14 protein-coding genes are annotated in these 17,218 nt (G+C 50.7%); all 14 read right to left on the bottom strand.

All coding sequences use genetic code 11. The features are described from left to right. Positions 1-10: 10 nt before the first annotated feature. Entirely contained in the window at positions 11-1,480 is a 1,470-nt protein-coding gene (locus tag GQE98_RS16955) for a sugar ABC transporter ATP-binding protein (protein WP_161316963.1), read from the bottom strand. Positions 1,481-1,510: 30 nt separating this feature from the next. Then, complete coding sequence (locus GQE98_RS16960; RefSeq protein ID WP_161316965.1) at positions 1,511-2,563, bottom strand: substrate-binding domain-containing protein; 1,053 nt, start codon at positions 2,561-2,563, stop codon at positions 1,511-1,513. Positions 2,564-2,596: 33 nt separating this feature from the next. Continuing rightward, complete coding sequence (locus tag GQE98_RS16965) at positions 2,597-3,574, bottom strand: ABC transporter permease (protein ID WP_161316968.1); 978 nt, start codon at positions 3,572-3,574, stop codon at positions 2,597-2,599. Next, a complete protein-coding gene (locus GQE98_RS16970) occupies positions 3,571-4,515 on the bottom strand; it encodes an ABC transporter permease (RefSeq protein WP_161316970.1) in 945 nt (314 codons plus the stop codon). The genes GQE98_RS16965 and GQE98_RS16970 overlap by 4 nt, the downstream gene beginning before the upstream one ends. Further along, positions 4,508-5,131: an isochorismatase family protein gene (locus GQE98_RS16975; RefSeq protein ID WP_161316972.1), complete on the bottom strand. Its 624-nt coding sequence runs from the start codon at positions 5,129-5,131 to the stop codon at positions 4,508-4,510. Before GQE98_RS16975 ends, GQE98_RS16970 begins: the two co-directional genes overlap by 8 nt. A gap of 434 nt (positions 5,132-5,565) precedes the next feature. Continuing rightward, positions 5,566-8,772: an error-prone DNA polymerase gene (locus tag GQE98_RS16980; protein ID WP_161316973.1), complete on the bottom strand. Its 3,207-nt coding sequence runs from the start codon at positions 8,770-8,772 to the stop codon at positions 5,566-5,568. Positions 8,773-8,775: 3 nt separating this feature from the next. After that, positions 8,776-10,281, bottom strand: a complete 1,506-nt coding sequence (locus GQE98_RS16985; protein ID WP_161316975.1) for a Y-family DNA polymerase — start codon at positions 10,279-10,281, stop codon at positions 8,776-8,778. Continuing rightward, a complete protein-coding gene (locus GQE98_RS16990) occupies positions 10,238-10,903 on the bottom strand; it encodes an ImuA family protein (RefSeq protein ID WP_161316977.1) in 666 nt (221 codons plus the stop codon). Before GQE98_RS16990 ends, GQE98_RS16985 begins: the two co-directional genes overlap by 44 nt. A 157-nt stretch (positions 10,904-11,060) precedes the next feature. Then, a complete protein-coding gene (locus GQE98_RS16995; protein ID WP_161316979.1) occupies positions 11,061-12,674 on the bottom strand; it encodes an AMP-binding protein in 1,614 nt (537 codons plus the stop codon). Next, on the bottom strand, positions 12,674-13,390 hold the full coding sequence (locus GQE98_RS17000; RefSeq protein WP_161316981.1) for an ABC transporter ATP-binding protein: 717 nt from the start codon (positions 13,388-13,390) through the stop codon (positions 12,674-12,676). The genes GQE98_RS16995 and GQE98_RS17000 overlap by 1 nt, the downstream gene beginning before the upstream one ends. Continuing rightward, entirely contained in the window at positions 13,387-14,115 is a 729-nt protein-coding gene (locus GQE98_RS17005; RefSeq protein WP_202526363.1) for an ABC transporter ATP-binding protein, read from the bottom strand. Before GQE98_RS17005 ends, GQE98_RS17000 begins: the two co-directional genes overlap by 4 nt. Before the next feature lie 35 nt (positions 14,116-14,150). Next, positions 14,151-15,041: an ABC transporter permease subunit gene (locus GQE98_RS17010; RefSeq protein WP_161316985.1), complete on the bottom strand. Its 891-nt coding sequence runs from the start codon at positions 15,039-15,041 to the stop codon at positions 14,151-14,153. A gap of 13 nt (positions 15,042-15,054) precedes the next feature. Beyond that, positions 15,055-15,924, bottom strand: coding sequence for a branched-chain amino acid ABC transporter permease (locus GQE98_RS17015; protein WP_161316987.1), 870 nt, complete (start codon positions 15,922-15,924; stop codon positions 15,055-15,057). 16 nt (positions 15,925-15,940) lie between these two features. Continuing rightward, complete coding sequence (locus GQE98_RS17020; protein WP_161316989.1) at positions 15,941-17,074, bottom strand: ABC transporter substrate-binding protein; 1,134 nt, start codon at positions 17,072-17,074, stop codon at positions 15,941-15,943. Positions 17,075-17,218 lie beyond the last annotated feature (144 nt).

Here is a 17,218-nt window from a genome sequence, read left to right on the forward strand (position 1 = left end):
TAATGCGCCGTTACGCGGCTGTCCCGGTCGCGGCCTGCAGCACCTTTTCTTCAGTAAGCTGATCGGTTGGCAAATCTTCAACGATCTCGCCTTCATGTAAAACCAGCAAACGATGCGCGGCTGCGAACAGCTCTTTCATTTCAGACGATATGAAAATTATGGCTACCCCCTGCTCAGCTAGACCAAGGAGCAGTTGATAGATTTCTTCCTTCGCGCCAACATCAACCCCTCGGGTGGGTTCATCACAAATCAGAACTCTTGGATTGCACAAAAGTGCCCGTCCAAAGATAGCCTTTTGCTGGTTTCCGCCGCTAAGGTCGCTTATAGGGGCATCCACAGAGCTTGCGACAAGATGCAGTCGATCAAGTATCTCGGTGCCGGCCTGTCTTTCATTCTTTTGCTGCAGGAACCCATATGAAGAAAACCTCTCCAGCGCGGATGCCGTCGTATTCTTTAGAACCGATAAATTAGCGAAAAGACCATCATATTTTCTGTTCTCGGTCAGATAAACAATACCGTGCTGAATGGCATGCCCTGGAGATTTGGGATCAATTTTATCCCCATGCAATATGACGTCCATATCCTCATCGGCTTCTAGTCCGATAAGCTTGCGGGCCAGGCGGGTCCGCCCCGCCCCGACAAGGCCGGCGACGCCCAGAATTTCACCTTCTAAAACCTTGAAACCCCGTCGGCGATCCTTGAAACTAACTTCCAGGATTGTATCGCCCGCACTGTTGGCTTTCAGCCCTTTGGATTGGTCTATATCGTGACCGATCATCATGCGAATTATATCTTGCGGTGAAATATCCGCTGTTTGAACCGTATCGATTTTCCTACCATCACGCAGCACAGTCACCCGGTCGGAAATCGAAAAAATTTCCTCCATGCGATGCGATACATACAGGATCAGCATTCCCTGCTGCTTCAAACTCTCAATAATCCTGAAGAGGTTCTCCTGCTCCGGCAAGGATAAAACAGCCGTTGGCTCATCAAGAATAAGAATGCGGGAGTCAACTGAGAGCGCGCGCGCAATCTCCACTAATTGCAAATTGGCAACGGATAAAGTCTCGACCAAACTCGTCTCATCCAGGTCAAGATTATACTTATCCAGAATTGCACGGGCATCGCTACGCATTTTCTTGTGACTGAGTATGCCGGATTTCCCACACGGTTCCCGCCCCAGAAAGATATTCTGTGCGACTGTCAGCTGTGGGATAGAGCTGAATTCCTGATAGACCGTACTAACACCACAACTAACGGCAACACCCGGCGAGGATAGCTGTACAGGTCTATTATCGATTAGAATCTCACCTTCGGTCGGGCGAAAGACACCCGACAAAAGGTTCATCAGGGTGCTTTTTCCAGCACCATTCGCACCGACAAGAGCGTGGACTTCCCCTGCCTCCGCAGTAAAATCCACGCCCTCCAGTGCCAACACTCCAGGAAATCGCTTCGTCAATCCTTTGATTTCAAGCAGCATTTCTATCCCTTCGTGTGGTTTTTGGTAAAATTATTGAGGCTTCCAGGCTTCAGGCAGCTCACTTGCCCACCAGTCGTCCGGACGATCCGTTTCCGCATAGACACCTGCGGCCCCTGGAGAAATATACTCTGATGGCACTTTCTGGCCACGACGCACATTTTCTCCGCGCAAGATGCGCATACCAAGACGGAGTGCTTCCTGTCCAACCCGTGTCGGGAAGGTGACGGCACCGCCCTGATTGTTCGTGCGCACCCATTTCAGCCAACCGTTATATTCATCACCCGGCGACATAATAACCTCACTCAGCCGACCGGCTTCGTCAAACGCTTCTGCAACGCCAATTGACATTTGTCCTGCGGGTGAGAATACACCATCAATTTCTGGATATTTCTGCAATAGGTTTTCTGTAATCTGCTTTGCTTTTGCGCGGTTCCAGTCACCGTATTCCGCGCTCAGCAATTCGATATCCGGATATTCCTCCATGACAGCCTTAAGGGCTGCAAGCTGATCAACAGCGGCTGTTGTACCGGCGATCGGAAGCATGGCGAAAATCTTTCCTTTGCCGCCCATATCCTGGAATAACCTGCGTGCGACCATCTCACCGAGGTTCCACTGATCGATAAAAACGCTGGCCGTAACGGACGGGCTGTTTACGAAACCTCCGCCGGTGTTAATGGTCGGAATTCCTTTATCCGTGGCTTTTTTCAACGCGCCTTCAATCGCCTTGTCGTCAACGGGCCAGTATAGAATTAAGTCCACACCTTTGCTGATCAGGTCTTCAATATCTGCAACCTGCTTGGTTGGATTGAAGGCGGCATCGGTGACAAGCACTTCGGTAATATCATCATGAAGAGAGGCTTCATACTTGATGTGCTGAAGCGTGAATACCACCCATGAGTTTCCCATATAACCCGCGGCAACGCCGATTTTATAAGGCCCCTCTTTTTTATAGGCAGATGTATCGACAATTTCCGCCGCCTGTTTTTCCTGCATAACCCGAGCTTCATCAGCAGCCGATGCCAGACCGGTCAATAGTCCGATCGCGACTACGGTGCTTCCGACAAATTCGATAAGTTTTCTCATTGCCTTCCCCTTGTTGTTATGTGCGCTGCATACCTAGCGCACTTTCTTGAAATAAATGTATGCTGAAGACGCAATAATGATTATGGCGCCCTTAACGATAAGCTGGGCGTTATAATCAAGCCCAACGATGTTGACTAAATTGAATGCGATTAACAAAACGAACACAGCGGCAATTGTACCGCCTATCCCGCCGCGGCCTCCCTGAAAGGTGGTTCCGCCGAGGATAACAGCCGCCAGCACGTCAAACTCCAGACCCCGGCCGGCAAATGTACTGGAAACACCGGAACGGGCCAGCAACGCAATTCCCGCCATAGCCCCCATCAGGCCAGATAAAGCATAGGCGATAATCGTTATTCTTTTGACGTGAAGCCCCGAAAGCTCGGCAGCCTGAGGATTGCTACCGATTAAGTAGAGGTTACGGCAGAATTTCGTTGTTTGCTGTAACCTTACTCCGACAAGTGCGAGCCCGAGGAAAAAGAGCGCAAGAACGGGAACAACACCGCCAATCCTGAAATTAAAGAACTCGCGAAAACCAGGAGAAACTATCCCTCGCGCCGTCCCGCCGGAATAGATCTGGGTAATCCCAGTAATCACAACTGCCATTCCAAGTGTCAGGATAAAGGGGGAAATGCGGTTATAGGCAATCAGAACCCCATTGATCCCGCCAATAAATGCTCCGACAGCCAGCGCAAACGTCACCGCAAGAGGGATATTCGCCACCTGACCATCCATCAAGACCGCCGTCAAAACAGCCGTCAAGGAAATGATCGCGCCCACGGACAGATCAACACCCCCCAGGATCATCACCAAAGTCACCCCAATCGCGGCAACCCCGACAGGTGCCGCCTGACGGACTATATTGAAAATATAGACAGGGCGGAGAAACGCATCGGAAAGCAGGGCAGCAACTGAAAACAGGAGGGCGAGGACGATCCAGATTGCATTTGAACTAGCCCAACGCCAAATTCTCGTTTGGAGGTTATCAGCAACTGTCCCCGTTCTGTCACTCATGACGCGACTATCCTTTTTGGCTGATTAAGAAGAATGGCAATGACGACGATCAGGCCCTTAACAAGGATTTGAACAAATGACGATATTTCCATAAGATTCAATATGTTGCTGGCAACACCAAGAACAAAGACAGCCGCTATAGTTCCGAGAATACTGCCTCGCCCACCAGCGAGTGACGTCCCTCCCAAGACAACGGCAACAATGGCGTCAAGCTCGTATCCAACACCAGCGTTTGGATATCCGGTACCAAGACGACCCGCAACGAGCATGCCCGCCACCCCAGCGGACAGGCCGGAGAAAATGAAAGCCCAGACCTTGACACGACCGGTCAGAATGCCTGCTCGACGCGCCTGTTCCTCCCCGCCTCCAACGGCAAAGATATGGGCGCCAAGACGTGTTCTGTATAATAGGAATGAAACGAATGTTGCGACGAAAATCAGTAAAATAATGGAAAAAGGAACACCGAAAATCGTCCCATTTGCCATCCAGGAAAATTCCGGCGAAACCTGTCCTACACTTCTATCCGTATAAACAAAAATCAAACCTTGCAGGATACTCAACATCCCGAAGGTCAGGATGAGGGGGTGAATACGCAGCAGATTATTAAGCAGGCCATTAATCATCCCGACACCGCCACCTAGCCCAAGTGCGACAAGAATGGCAAACGCCGTCATGCTTGACTGCCCCTGCATAAGATCGGCAATGATAACGACAATCAGCCCAAGCAGCATACCAACGGAGAGGTCGATAAGACCGGCAATGATAACGACCGTTTGACCTATTGCCAGTATCGCCAGCGGAGCAGACTGAATGGCAATATTAGTAAGGTTATTGACCGTTCCAAATTCCGGTACGAAAATGAAAGCGAACAATACTGTCATACCCAAAAGGACGATAATTCCGTATTTGCTGCTCAGTGCGGAGGTTATAGGGTCACGCATCTTTCATCTGCACCAGTACTTCTTCAGTGGTAGCTACCCAGCCAAATTTCATGGCAAAATTCTCCAATGTGGCAGCATGTAGATGGGGGGCAAAAGATGAAACGGCATCAGAGATCATGGTTGCTTTGAAACCATGATGAAAAGCTTCTCGTGCTGTTTCCTCAACGCATATCTGTGTGACCGTGCCCGTAACGACTACGGATTCTACATCCAGTGCATGAAGCATGTCGGCCAACGCTGTTCCATGAAAGGCGCCATAGCCAAATTTTTCGATGATATAATCATCGCTTTCGGGATAGATTTCGCTGATGATATCCGTGCATTCGAGCGGCTCATTTCGATCCTCAAAGCGCCGATAATGCCCTTTCCAGCAGCATTTCGTATCCTCCTCGCATTCTGGTGACCAATTCCAGAGCAGTGACCTGTAGGGTGTCGAGAGGAACTTGGTGTAAAAAATAGGACGTCTGGCAGTGCGAAAAGCAGAAATGAGTGATTGATGCTGCTTGATAGTCGCGCGGGCATCCGGCACTTCCAAAGGGGCGCCGGAGCGCACAAAATCATTTTGCATATCCACGATCAACAGAGCCGGATTGCCTATGTCTAGCAATGGTGCCACCCTTTCCCTCCTTGCCGCAATTATTTTTTGTTATTCACTCTGAAGATGTAATCTTCAGTTTCGTATTTATTTTAGGATTGGCGATTCACCCGATCTGACAGCACATATTATCGTGGTTCGCATTAATACCCTCCTCACTAACGTATCAATACTCTGGTTTTTCAGAAAGCCTTTACGCCTGATTTACGAGATTAATTAGAAATTTGCATCAAGTCAATATCACCCAACTGTTTGGTTGATAATGGGTCAAGTGACGCGGCTCCTTGAAAGTTGGGGCCTTGTCATGAATGTCCGCTTGGCTGGATTCCACCCCATAACTTTCTGATTCCATTTATATCAATAGTTGTTCTTTCAGATAGGGCGAAAGTTGGAATATTGCCGCCGTTAATTGACATGGCCCCAGAGAATATGAACCGTAGAACCCGTGTTATTCATCAATGAAAATCCCGTGAGGGGAACAGAGCCTTTATCATATCACGTGGATGCTTATGCAGGTTCACCGGACGGTTCTTCACTGGCTCAGCCTTGGATGCTTTTTTGAGAAAATTCTCATCGCCCATTTTTTCCAGCCAGGATGAATAATCCATAATATGATCTGCAATCAGATGGGTAACGATACCTTTTCGTTCAAGCACACCTGATATTTTAACCAGCCGCCCGGTCATAACCGTCCGCCGATAGCGTTCAAATACCTTGCGCCAGACGACAACATTAATGCTGCCTTCCTCATCTTCGAGTGTCATGAAGACCACCCCCTTGGATGTGCCCGGACGCTGGCGGGCGAGGACGAGTCCCGCAACACTCAGTCGCTGTTTATGGGGGACTGTCAACAGGGATTTAGAGTGCATGGTGCCCGGAAACTGTGGACGAAGGAGCTTGATCGGGTGATCCCGCAGGCTCAGTCGAAGAGAACGATAGTCCTGCAACACATTCTCACCAACATGCATTTCTGGCAAAATTACATCTGGTTCCATCCCCTGCTCATCTTCTCTCGCATATGAAAACAATGGCAACGGTTTCTCGCCCTTGATCCCGCTGGCCTGCCACAGCGCCTCTCGTCGGCCCAAATGAAGAGAAGAAAACGCATCTGCGTTTGCCAGCCGCTTGAGAGACCCCGGCTTTATGCCCGCCCTGACCCATAGATCACGCACAGTAACGTAACCGTTCTGCCTGGCCACAACGATCCAGTCCGCATCGTCCTTTTTCATTCCCTTGATCTGCCGCAGCCCCAGACGCAGCACCAACCCGCTCTCTCCGGGCTCCAGAATGCTATCCCACGCAGAATAATTGACATCTGCTGGCTTCACCGTCACGCCATGCTCTCGGGCATCACGGATAATCTGTGCGGGCGCATAAAACCCCATCGGCTGGGAATTAAGCAAGGCGCAGGCAAAGACATCCGGATGATGGCATTTCAGCCAGGCCGAGGCATACACAAGTAACGCGAAGGACGCCGCATGGCTTTCGGGGAAACCATACTCACCGAAGCCTTCAATCTGCTTGAAGCATCGTTCTGCAAACTCAGCATCATAGCCATTCCTTTCCATCCCCCGGATAAACTTGTCCCGGAATGAATTAATCGTGCCCATCTTGCGGAAAGTCGCCATGGCACGACGCAACTGATCGGCCTCACCGGGGCTGAACCCGGCACCGACAATGGCAATACGCATGGCTTGTTCCTGAAACAGGGGAACGCCGAGAGTCTTGCCCAAAACACCTTCAAGTTCTTTCGACGGGTAAACCGCCTTTTCCTCTCCATTTCGACGGCGAATATAAGGATGAACCATGTCACCCTGAATAGGACCGGGACGCACAATGGCAACCTCAATCACCAGATCATAAAAATTGCGCGGTTTCATGCGGGGCAGGAAGGACATCTGGGCCCGGCTTTCCACCTGAAAGACCCCAACGCTATCGGCCTTGCACAGCATATCATAAACCGCTGTATCTCCCTCGGGCAGAGAGGCCAGCGTATGGGCAACGCCATAATGGCTTTTCAAAAGCTCAAAAGCCCGACGAATGCAGGACAGCATGCCCAGCCCCAACACATCAACCTTCAAGATCCCCAATGTATCGATGTCATCCTTGTCCCATTCAATAACGGTGCGGTTTTCCATTGCCGCATTTTCAACGGGGACAATTTCGTCGAGGCGTGACTTGGTGACAATGAACCCACCCACATGCTGGGACAGATGACGGGGATAGCCCATGATCTTCTGGCTCAACTCCGCACAAAGTACCAGTCGCCTGTCATCCGGATCAAGGCCCGCCGCCTTTATCTGACCTCGGTTTGCCGCCTGCCCCGAAACTGACCAGCCCCAGACAAGGCTTGTCATCGATGACAACGTATCCTGTGACAGGCCGAGCGCCTTACCGACTTCACGAATGGCCGAACGGGTGCGATAACAGATCACCGTTGCCGACAAACCGGCGCGGTGTCGGCCATATTTCTCATAGATATACTGGATAACCTCTTCTCGGCGTTCATGCTCGAAATCAACATCAATATCCGGTGGCTCGTTACGCTCAACGGAAATAAACCGCTCAAACACCATATCAAGCCGTTCCGGCGAAACCGACGTAATGCCCAGAACATAACAAATCACGGAATTTGCCGCGGAGCCCCGGCCCTGGCACAGAATTCCCTGCTCCGTCGCAAATTTGACAATGTCATAAATGGTCAGGAAATAGGGGGCATAGTTAAGTTCCTTGATAACCGCCAATTCCCGCTGAATAAGCTCTGCTACCTTCTCCGGAACGCCGTGTGGGAATAAATGCGCCGGATACCGGGCGGGCAACTGATGGATGACAAGCCGTTCCAGTTCCGTTTGCGGGTCTTGCCCGTTTGAAACCTCATCCGGGTATTCATATTTCAATTCCTCCAGAGAAAAGTTAATTTTCTGGCTGATTTCCTGGCTCTGGCGAACCGCATCCTCATATCCAGAAAAAAGCTCCAGCATTTCTTCCGTGCCTTTAAGATGCCGTTCGGCATTTTTCTGCAGGCGTGTTCCGGCCTCATCAATCGTGCAATGCTCACGGATACAGGTCAGGATATCCGCAACCGGGCGATTTTCCGGCATATGCATCACGGCATGATTACTGGCAACAATTGGCACCTTATGCGCCTGCGCGACGTCATGCAGCCGGGCCAGCCGCAACTCATCTTGGCCCAACAGTAGATTTTCCGCCGCCAGATAAAGAGCTGCCCCCAACTCAGCGACCCAATAGCGCAGAGACTCCTCGAACTGGCCGTCAATTTCCTCCGGTGCCTGCAAGATGAAAATCATTCCTTCCGCCCACTCCAGCACATCTTCCTTATGGATCAGGCACTGGCTCTTTTCGGCCCGTTGCCGCCCACAGCTGATCAGACGGCACAGCCGTCCATAGGCATTCCGGTCCGTCGGCAGGGCAATCAGGCATTGCCCGTCAGACAAAAGCAGTTCCGCGCCGACAATAATCCGCTGGCCAATTTTTTTCGCTTCCGCATAGGCCCGGACAACACCCGCGAGAGAATTGCGATCCGTAATGGCGACCGCTTCCAAGCCTAACTCCTTAGCCCGGCGGACATAATCCTCTGGATGGGAGGCCCCTTCCAGGAACGTGAAGTTTGTTATTGTGTGCAGTTCGGCAAAGCGGAGCATTTTCTAACTCCCCAACCCATGAACAAACCATTGGGTCTTCATTCCATCGGACACCCGGTAAAGCCAGAATAACGCCCCGAAGTGGGTCTTTGCCCACCAGTAATCACGGGGCCCGTTCCGCCAGTCAGGATCATCACGCCACCAGTCCGGCTCTATCCGCTCCGGCCCCGACAGCGGCGTCAGATGGCATTTATGGCCATGCCAGAAAACCGTTTCAGGCGCCCTTTTTTCAATACCGTCAGACAGAAGAACTGAGACCGGCTTTTTCAGGATCCGAAGAGGCCGCTTGCCGGATGACGATATCCAGCGTTGAGATCGGGACGCATAAAGAGCAGCTTCCCGACTGAAGGCGCGCTCCGGAATATGGCTGTCCGCCGGAAAGAAGCGGTGAATATACCGGTAGCCGACCATGTTCGACAGTTCATTGATCAATCGCTCCTTATCCTGCTCCCGGTTCTGGGTTTTAGTATTTTCCAGGGACAGTTGATGAAAGGAGAGCGGTGCCGCCTGCTCCGCAATCAGGATCAGACGATCTATGCCGAATCCGACATCAATCTGTTCAAAATGATGCAGGAACAGTCGCTTCAAAAGGTTTACATCAATACTCGGCCGTGTGAGTTGAATGAAGAAAGACATGGTTTCATGGTCAACCCGTTCCAACTGCAGCCGCGCCTTGCGAATTCCCTGCTGCATCCCGGACAGACGTTGGCACAGCTTTTCGAGCAGTTCTTCCAACGCCGCCTCCACTCCGGCATTTGTCGCCAGAGGATCAAAAAACTGCGCCTCTTCAATCAATCTCTTTCTATGACGTGCAAACTCTGTAACCTCAGGGCTACGCCCAAAGAAACGGTCAAGCCGGTTTATCCCTTCCAGACCAATTCTTTTGGTCAGGGCCACGCGGGGCAACACCACCAAATCCTCGATTTTTCTAATCCCCAGCCTCTGGCAGAGGGCGGTGGAGGCATAGGATAACCGCAGCGCCTCAACCGGCAGGTCGTTTGCCGCCTCCTGTAATATCTTCGCGGTAATATTGCTTTTACTCTTCCCGAAATGGGCAAACCCCCAGACCGCGGCTTTACTGTCCGCCAAGGCAAGCCGGGCCGTAAACCCGAAGTTTTTCAGCTGTGTTTCTAATGTATCCAGAAGAGTATCTTCCCCACCAAACAGATGGCTCGCGCCGGTGATATCCAGATACAGGTTATGTCCGCCACCACGTGAAACGCGGGGCGTAAACCGGCTTGCCCAGCGCAACAAGCCCTGCAGGCATCGGATATCCTGCATCGGGTCTGCATCATAGTAGAGCATATCGGGAGCGGCGGCGCGCACATCAGCCAGACTCATGCCCGGCGCAAATCCCATATTCTCCGCATTCCGGCTTAGCGCTGATATGAAGGCGCGATTTGCCTCCCGCATGATCAGGGCAAACGGTTTCAGCGCAAGATCATGGTTTTGCCGAATTAGCCTTTCACTCTCCAGGAACGGAAACCAGATGCAAATGATGCGTTGCATGGTCAATCTCCACGATCCAGCGACACGGAGACCCGCGTCGATTCTTTACCAGATATAGCTCGATCTGCGTTTTCTCATGGGACCAGTCCACAATCGTTACATACCAGCGGGTGATTGCGGACCCACATGCCCCTTCCTGCTCTGGAGAGGTCATCCCCACATGAGTGAACCGGGTAACAAGGCCCAGGGTGTCCGTATTCTGCACGGCAATCTGAAGTTTTCGCATTTGCGTTTGTGTAAGCGGCTTTTGCACCTCAAGCAGCACACAGCCCGCCACATTTGCCCCCAACACTTCATAGGCAACCTTCAGCAAGTCTCGTGTGTCCGGCAGGCAGATCGCGATGAAATCTTCCGGCCGACTGCCATATTGCGCCATCCCCGGCGGGTAATATTCCTCATTCGGGCTTCTGGTTGTCAGCCAGAACACCCCTCCCCCTTTTTGCCGCATAATCAGTTGAGTAAAAAAAACAGCCGCCGGCCCTGTGACTTCATGTATGGCGCCTAGATCCAGCCCTCCCTGCAATGCATCGTCAATCGCAGGCAATCCGAGAGGCAAAAGCTGACGTTCGCATCGCCCCAGCTCCAACGCAATAATCTGCTGCTTTAATGTTTCATGCCGCATTATGACCCCTTAGTATGTTCTTGTTTTGTTCTTACACAAAACCATACAAAGAGTCAAAAGCTGTTGCGGCATTAATGTCGTAGAAAAGAGACGCGCAGACACAACTCCCTCGAACAAATTATATGTCCAAGAGAGTTCGCCCGTTTAAATGGCTGCCTTACTGGGTCAGGTTACTTTTGGAGTAGCTAACCGCCTGATCCCGTAGTTTCGCTTTTTGAATTTTCAGCCCGTTCGCACTTTCTGTCGTCGGGAACGCCTCAATTACGATCACGTGAAGCGGTACTTTGTAATGCGCCAAAGTGGCTTTTGCGGTGGCCATGAGTTCCGCTTCCTGTGGCGGCTGGTCTGGGTCTGAAGATATTACAAAAGCAACGGGGCGTGTTTTCCCATCAACTTCAATTCCGACGACCTGACATTTCTCAACAGACTCATTTTGCTCGATGACCTCCTCAATTTCCTTTGGATCCGTCAAGAAGCCTGAAAGACGGAGAAAATCTCCATTTCTTGCCAGATACACAAAGGTACCATCGTCCCGGAGATAACCTACATCACTGCTGTGAAAGTAACCGTCTTCATCAATTGATTTTGAGGTCGCTTCTTCGTTTCGGTAATAGCCTATGAAATTTGTTGGCGCCCGAAATTCCAGGACACCGACCTCATTTACCGCGCAAAGCTTGCCTGTTTCCGTATTCCGAACGCGAATTTCGGCTGATGCACCACCAGCCGGCAATCCGCCGCCCTGTAAACGCTGCTCGATCGGCAGTGTCAGTGGCTGGGTAGAGAAAATTGCAAAAAGCTCGCTTGCCCCATACAGGCCAGCAAGAGGCACTCCTTTTGCCGCAATTTGACGGAGTTTTTCTTCAAGACCCGGGGTAAAGGATGCAAATCCACAGATTTGGGCATGGGCAAAGGCATCCTTATCCCTCTGCCAGATCTGTTGATACATCTCATCACTGCCAAAAAGATGAGTAATCGCATTATCTTTGACCGTCCGGATCAACAACTCAATTTCAAACTGGGTGTTGAGATAGACTGGTGCGCCCCCTGCGATAGCCGCAAGCGTTGGATTCAAACCGAAAACGCCGCAAAACGGCATAACCGCGAGAAATCGTGCGTCATCGTCATCAAAACCCAACGCCTTGGCACAATCATTGGCATGAATACCCACCGCGCGTTGATTATGCATAACCAGCTTTGGAGCGTTCGTTGTTCCGGATGTCGTAAACAACAAAATAGGAGTATCGGCCGTTCCTGCCACTTGCGACGTGCCAAGGGATGCATCGGGAGAGAATGTATTGATTTCAATATTATTGAGAGGCGGCAGCGATGCCCCATCCATATCTACGCACGCCAGCTTCTCAAGCTCAGGCAAAACTGAAAAGTCCAACTTCGATATCAGGGTATGAAAATCGGTGTAGCCGTCACGCCCCTCGAATATCAGCATTTTCGCGCCGCTGGACTTCAGAATATGTTGTAATTCGGCTGTGCGATATCGCGTATTCACCGCCGCAACAATTGCCCCAATTCGGGCACAAGCGAACAATAACATCATCCACTCTAACTTATTGGGGAGCCAAACAGCGACCCTGTCGCCACAGACAATGCCGTGCGCATCTAACCATGCGGCGGTTGCAGAGACCTTTTCTTCAAACTTGGTTGGCGTGATTTCCGTGCCATTCTGAGTGACAAATATTGGACGCCGGTCTCCTGCCTTTTCTGAAACCACTCTATTGGCAAGGGCACTATCAAACGTATAATCCGTAAAGACCATCAGTAGAGTTCCATAAGTCGCTCATTATCCTCAAGCTCGGCGGGTTGTCCCTCCCAAATCATGGCACCGGATTTCATGACAACCGCACGATCCGAAATTTTCAGCGCCTCACGCACATTTTGTTCCACCAGAAGGATAGAGAGCTTTTCACGTTGTTGAAGCGCGCGAATTGGTGCGAGCAAATCCTGAAAAAGTTTCGGAGCCAATCCAATGGAGGGCTCATCCATCAACAAAATACGTGGGCGATTAAGAAGGGCGCGACCGATTGAGACCATCTGCTGTTGCCCGCCGGACAAGGTCCCAGCCGGCCGGTTCATGAACTCCGTGATTGCGGGCAAAATATCCAGCACCCATTCAACACGATCTGACTGTTCCTTTTTGGGCACGCCGGACGCATGCATGCCAAGCGAAAAAATATCCCGAACAGACAAGCTTGGAAAAACTCCGCGCCCTTCGGGCACCATCGCGACGCCTCGATCAGATATTTCCCGGGCGCTTTCTCTTGTTGTATCCTGCCCATCAATCATGACGGAGCCGGATTCAGATGCAAGAAGCCCAAACAGGCATTTTAAAAGAGTCGACTTCCCGGCCCCATTATGGCCGATCAGGCAAAGAACTTCATCTTCACGGAGTTCCACTGTGATGTCATTAATGGCAGGATGTCCGCCATATCCCGCTGTAATATTTTGCGCGGCCAGAACGACAGAATTGTTCATGTGCGCTCTCCAAAATAAATTGCTCTAAGTTCAGGGTCATTCAAAACTGTCTGCGGCTCGTCATCAGCCAGTAATTTTCCGCGGTCAAGGAAGGCGATCCGATCGGAAATACCGATAACAATATCAAGATTATGCTCGATTATACAGACGGTTACCCCCTGCTTAACTTCTTCCCGTAGTATCTCCAGGAATTTCTCGTAGGAATTTGGATCAAGCCCGGAAGCCGGTTCATCCAACAACCAGAGCCGCGCATCCGTGGCCATCACCCGCGCCATGGAAAGGAATTTTCTTTCCGCATAAGCAAGATCTTTGGCCCGTATGTTTCGTTTTGAAAACAGGCCTGCCCTGTTCAGCGCATATTCAACCTTTTCACTGCGTGCAGTTCTCTGACTTTTTGTCATGGGAGCTGGCACCGAATTTGCCTCTACAGAGGTCAGAACATTCTCCTCCACAGACATTTCATTAAACAGGCGTAAATCCTGAAAAGTTCTTAAAATGCCCGCGCGGGCAGCCTTAAAGGGCTTTATCCGATTGATCGGCTGCCCCAACCATTTAATCGTTCCGCTATCCTTGGTCAGCTCCCCCGTAATCAGATTGAAAAGAGTCGTTTTCCCCGCACCATTGGGCCCAACAAGCGTGGTTATAATCCCCGCCCGTAGATCCATGGATACATTATCTACCGCCTTCACACCACCGAACGCCTTGTCAACGTTTCGTATTTCCATGAGGACTTCTTGTGTGTCCGTACTAGAAGAAACCATTACTCTTTTCCTGCTTCGGATTGCTTTTTGCGCCCAACAATTCCGCCTGGTCGATAGATCATCAACAAAGCCATACCCAGGCCATAAATAATTTGCTGAATTGATCCAATCTCGGTCTGCGGAAGGAAATCCAGGTAACTGATAATACTTGGAAGTATGAGCAATAGCGCAGCCCCGACAATGGGTCCGGCTTGTGTTCCAGTCCCACCAATGATCACCATTGCCATGATAAGAACGGACGTGTCCAACATGAAACTCTCGACATTGATGAAGCTGAGGTAACTCGCATACAACACCCCAGCCACAGCCGTAAGAGCAGAGGAAATAACAACCGATATTGTTTTAATTAGCGGCACATTCTTGCCGAATGCCGCCGCCGCACTCTCGCTGTCCCGTATCGCGCGAAGGCTCCGTCCGAAACTGGAGTGGACCAGACGATTAATAATGATGAGAACAATCACCAGCACTCCAACGGTCACGAAGATAAACTGGCTAGGCTTGAAAACCTCAAGCCCCAGAATATCCAGGGGTGGGATCCCGATCAGGCCGCCAATGCCCCCGGTAACAGCTTTCCATTCAGAAAAAATTGTTACGGCAAGGACTTGCAACCCCAGCGACGCCGCGACGAAATACTCTCCTCGCACCCGCAAAGCCGGCAGGGCAAGAATGAGGGACAGGACGGCGCCCGCCAACATTGCGACGGGAATCGTAATAAATATCGATGCGTTAAAATGCATGGCCATAAATGTGCCTGCATATGCACCAACCCCAAAGAATACAGCGTGAGCAAGGGAGTAAATCCCCGCATACCCCATAATGAAGTTAAGGGTCACGGCGAGGGTTGAATAGATTGAAATAAGAATAACAAGGTTTAGCAGATAGGCTTCCACGGTTCTCTCCTTCTTAATGAGCCGCAGAACGGCCCAGGAGGCCGGACGGACGAACAATAATAAAGAGGAAAAGAATCGCGAATGTCACAGCTTCGGTCCATTGCGAATCCACATAAAGCAAGGCCAGGCTTTCAGCGAGGCCAAGCGCAAGGCCCGCAAGCAAAGTCCCCGCAACACTGCCAATACCCCCGACGATTGTCGCGGCCAATGAGATCAGCATGACATGATGCCCCATTGCCGGGTTCAGGCCTGTCGTCGCTCCAGAAATAATCGCTGCCGGAACAACCAGAATAGATCCGATCGTGAAGGCGCATGACGATATGAAGCGTGGATTTAAGCCAAAAACACGGACAAGATCAGGGTTATCGGCAAGAGCCCTCAGCGACAAGCCCAAGTTACTGTACTTCAGGAAACACCACAGAATACCGAAAAAGATGGCTGCACACAGCATGGAGATCCATGCTAACGGCGACACATAAAGCCCATCCATCAATTCAACTGAAAATGAAAGTGGCGTTTGAACGGTAACGTAACCACGCCCGAAGATCATTCCAACAACATTCTGGATAACGATGCCAATGCCGAATGACGCGACAAATACGGTGAAGAAAGAGCCTTCATCTCGCTGGATCGGAACATATACGAACCTGTTCAGCAACAACCCGAAGACAATTGCCCCCGCAGTCGCGGCAATAACCCCCAAGGTCACCCCAAAGCCAGAGACATTCACAAAGTAGAACAGATAGGCGGCAATAATAAATGTCGCCCCATGTGCAAAGTGAAATATCCGGGTGGATCCAAAAATTAACGAAAAGCCCACGGCAGTGAGCGCGTAAAGAGCACCGGTCTGAAGACCGGTGATCATTAGCTGTAAAGCAAGCATTTTTATCTGTACCTACTTAATTTCCGAAATCAATTGTATCGAGAACTTCGGCTTTGCCATTCTTGACAGTTTTAACCTGAATCGGGAACAGCAAGGTTCCATTTTCCTGGAAGGAAACATTGCCCCCGACCAGATCAAAAGTCCCTATTTCCTTGCGCTTGGCAAGAAGGTTAGCGCCGGTGACTTCTTTGCCTTCTGCTTCCAACGCCTGTGCCAGAAGCGCAAACAGATAGGTAGCATTATAGTAGTTCACGTTATACGCCGTCGGGGCACTATTGTATTTTGCCGTGTAATCAGTGACAAAGCGCTTGGTAATTGGATCGTCTGACTCGTAATTCACGCCCTGCCCCGTGGCAATAATACCTTCCGTTTCCGGCAGTGCGAGCGCATCCGGCACCAGATATCCGGAATATGTAATGAGCTGTTGATCAACACCGTTATCACGGAGTTGCTTTACGATCTGAATCTGCTGGGCGCCGTAACTTGCAATGTAGACAGCATCCGGGTTGGCCGCACGAACCTTTGCCGCGATACCGGAGAACTGCTGTGCTGTCGTTGGAACAGACATGGTCTCAACCAATTCACCGCCTGCATTCTCCAATGTCGATTCCAGCTCATCAAGAATGGAGTTGCCAAATGGATCGTCGATGTAAATAAGAACGACGCGTTTAATACCCTTTTCTTTTATAAGATAAGGCATTACAGCGCGAACTTCCAAGTTTACGAGAGGAATAACATTCCAAAAATATTCGCCAAGAGCCGCCAGGTCCGGTCCAACACCGCCCCCGTTCACGGCAACAACTTCATTCCGGTTTCCCAATGTCGAAATTGCTTTCGACACACCGGTGAAAGCAGAAAGAACATATGGAACATTCGTGACATTCACGAGCTTCGTCATGCCCACGACTGCCGGCTGAGGAAGTCCCTGGCTATCTTCATATGCAATGGACATCGGCCCACTGAGCATCTTGTCCGCATTGATATGCTCGACTGCAAGATCAGAGCCGGCCATAAATACGTCACCATATGTCGCATTAGGCCCGCTTAACGGAAATAAAGCACCAATAGTATGATCCTGCGCAGCAGCTGTGCCAAAAGATAGGAAGCCGATGCATGAAATAACAGCAAATAGAAATTTTATCTGTTTCATTGAGAAGGTCCTGATGGGTTGTTATTGATTGTTGTTGGGCGCAAAATGGTTCTTTTTTTCTCGATTGTCAACTTGATAAGAAACTGAGGCCTTGACCTTGGGTAATAATCCCGCCGACGATCCACACGACGGAACTAACCGCGG

The organism is Sneathiella litorea (assembly GCF_009882915.1).
Classification (GTDB): Bacteria; Pseudomonadota; Alphaproteobacteria; order Sneathiellales; family Sneathiellaceae; genus Sneathiella; species Sneathiella litorea.

Excerpts from the sequence above, each read along its gene's own strand:
- GQE98_RS16965 (WP_161316968.1), bottom strand. The coding sequence starts at position 3,574 with ATGAGTGACAGAACGGGGACAGTTGCTGATAACCTCCAAACGAGAATT.
- GQE98_RS17020 (WP_161316989.1), bottom strand. The coding sequence starts at position 17,074 with ATGAAACAGATAAAATTTCTATTTGCTGTTATTTCATGCATCGGCTTC.
- GQE98_RS16985 (WP_161316975.1), bottom strand. The coding sequence starts at position 10,281 with ATGCAACGCATCATTTGCATCTGGTTTCCGTTCCTGGAGAGTGAAAGG.
- GQE98_RS16970 (WP_161316970.1), bottom strand. The coding sequence starts at position 4,515 with ATGCGTGACCCTATAACCTCCGCACTGAGCAGCAAATACGGAATTATC.
- GQE98_RS16980 (WP_161316973.1), bottom strand. The coding sequence starts at position 8,772 with ATGCTCCGCTTTGCCGAACTGCACACAATAACAAACTTCACGTTCCTG.
- GQE98_RS16995 (WP_161316979.1), bottom strand. The coding sequence starts at position 12,674 with ATGGTCTTTACGGATTATACGTTTGATAGTGCCCTTGCCAATAGAGTG.
- GQE98_RS17005 (WP_202526363.1), bottom strand. The coding sequence starts at position 14,115 with ATGGAAATACGAAACGTTGACAAGGCGTTCGGTGGTGTGAAGGCGGTA.
- GQE98_RS16990 (WP_161316977.1), bottom strand. The coding sequence starts at position 10,903 with ATGCGGCATGAAACATTAAAGCAGCAGATTATTGCGTTGGAGCTGGGG.
- GQE98_RS16960 (WP_161316965.1), bottom strand. The coding sequence starts at position 2,563 with ATGAGAAAACTTATCGAATTTGTCGGAAGCACCGTAGTCGCGATCGGA.
- GQE98_RS17015 (WP_161316987.1), bottom strand. The coding sequence starts at position 15,924 with ATGCTTGCTTTACAGCTAATGATCACCGGTCTTCAGACCGGTGCTCTT.
- GQE98_RS16955 (WP_161316963.1), bottom strand. The coding sequence starts at position 1,480 with ATGCTGCTTGAAATCAAAGGATTGACGAAGCGATTTCCTGGAGTGTTG.
- GQE98_RS17000 (WP_161316981.1), bottom strand. The coding sequence starts at position 13,390 with ATGAACAATTCTGTCGTTCTGGCCGCGCAAAATATTACAGCGGGATAT.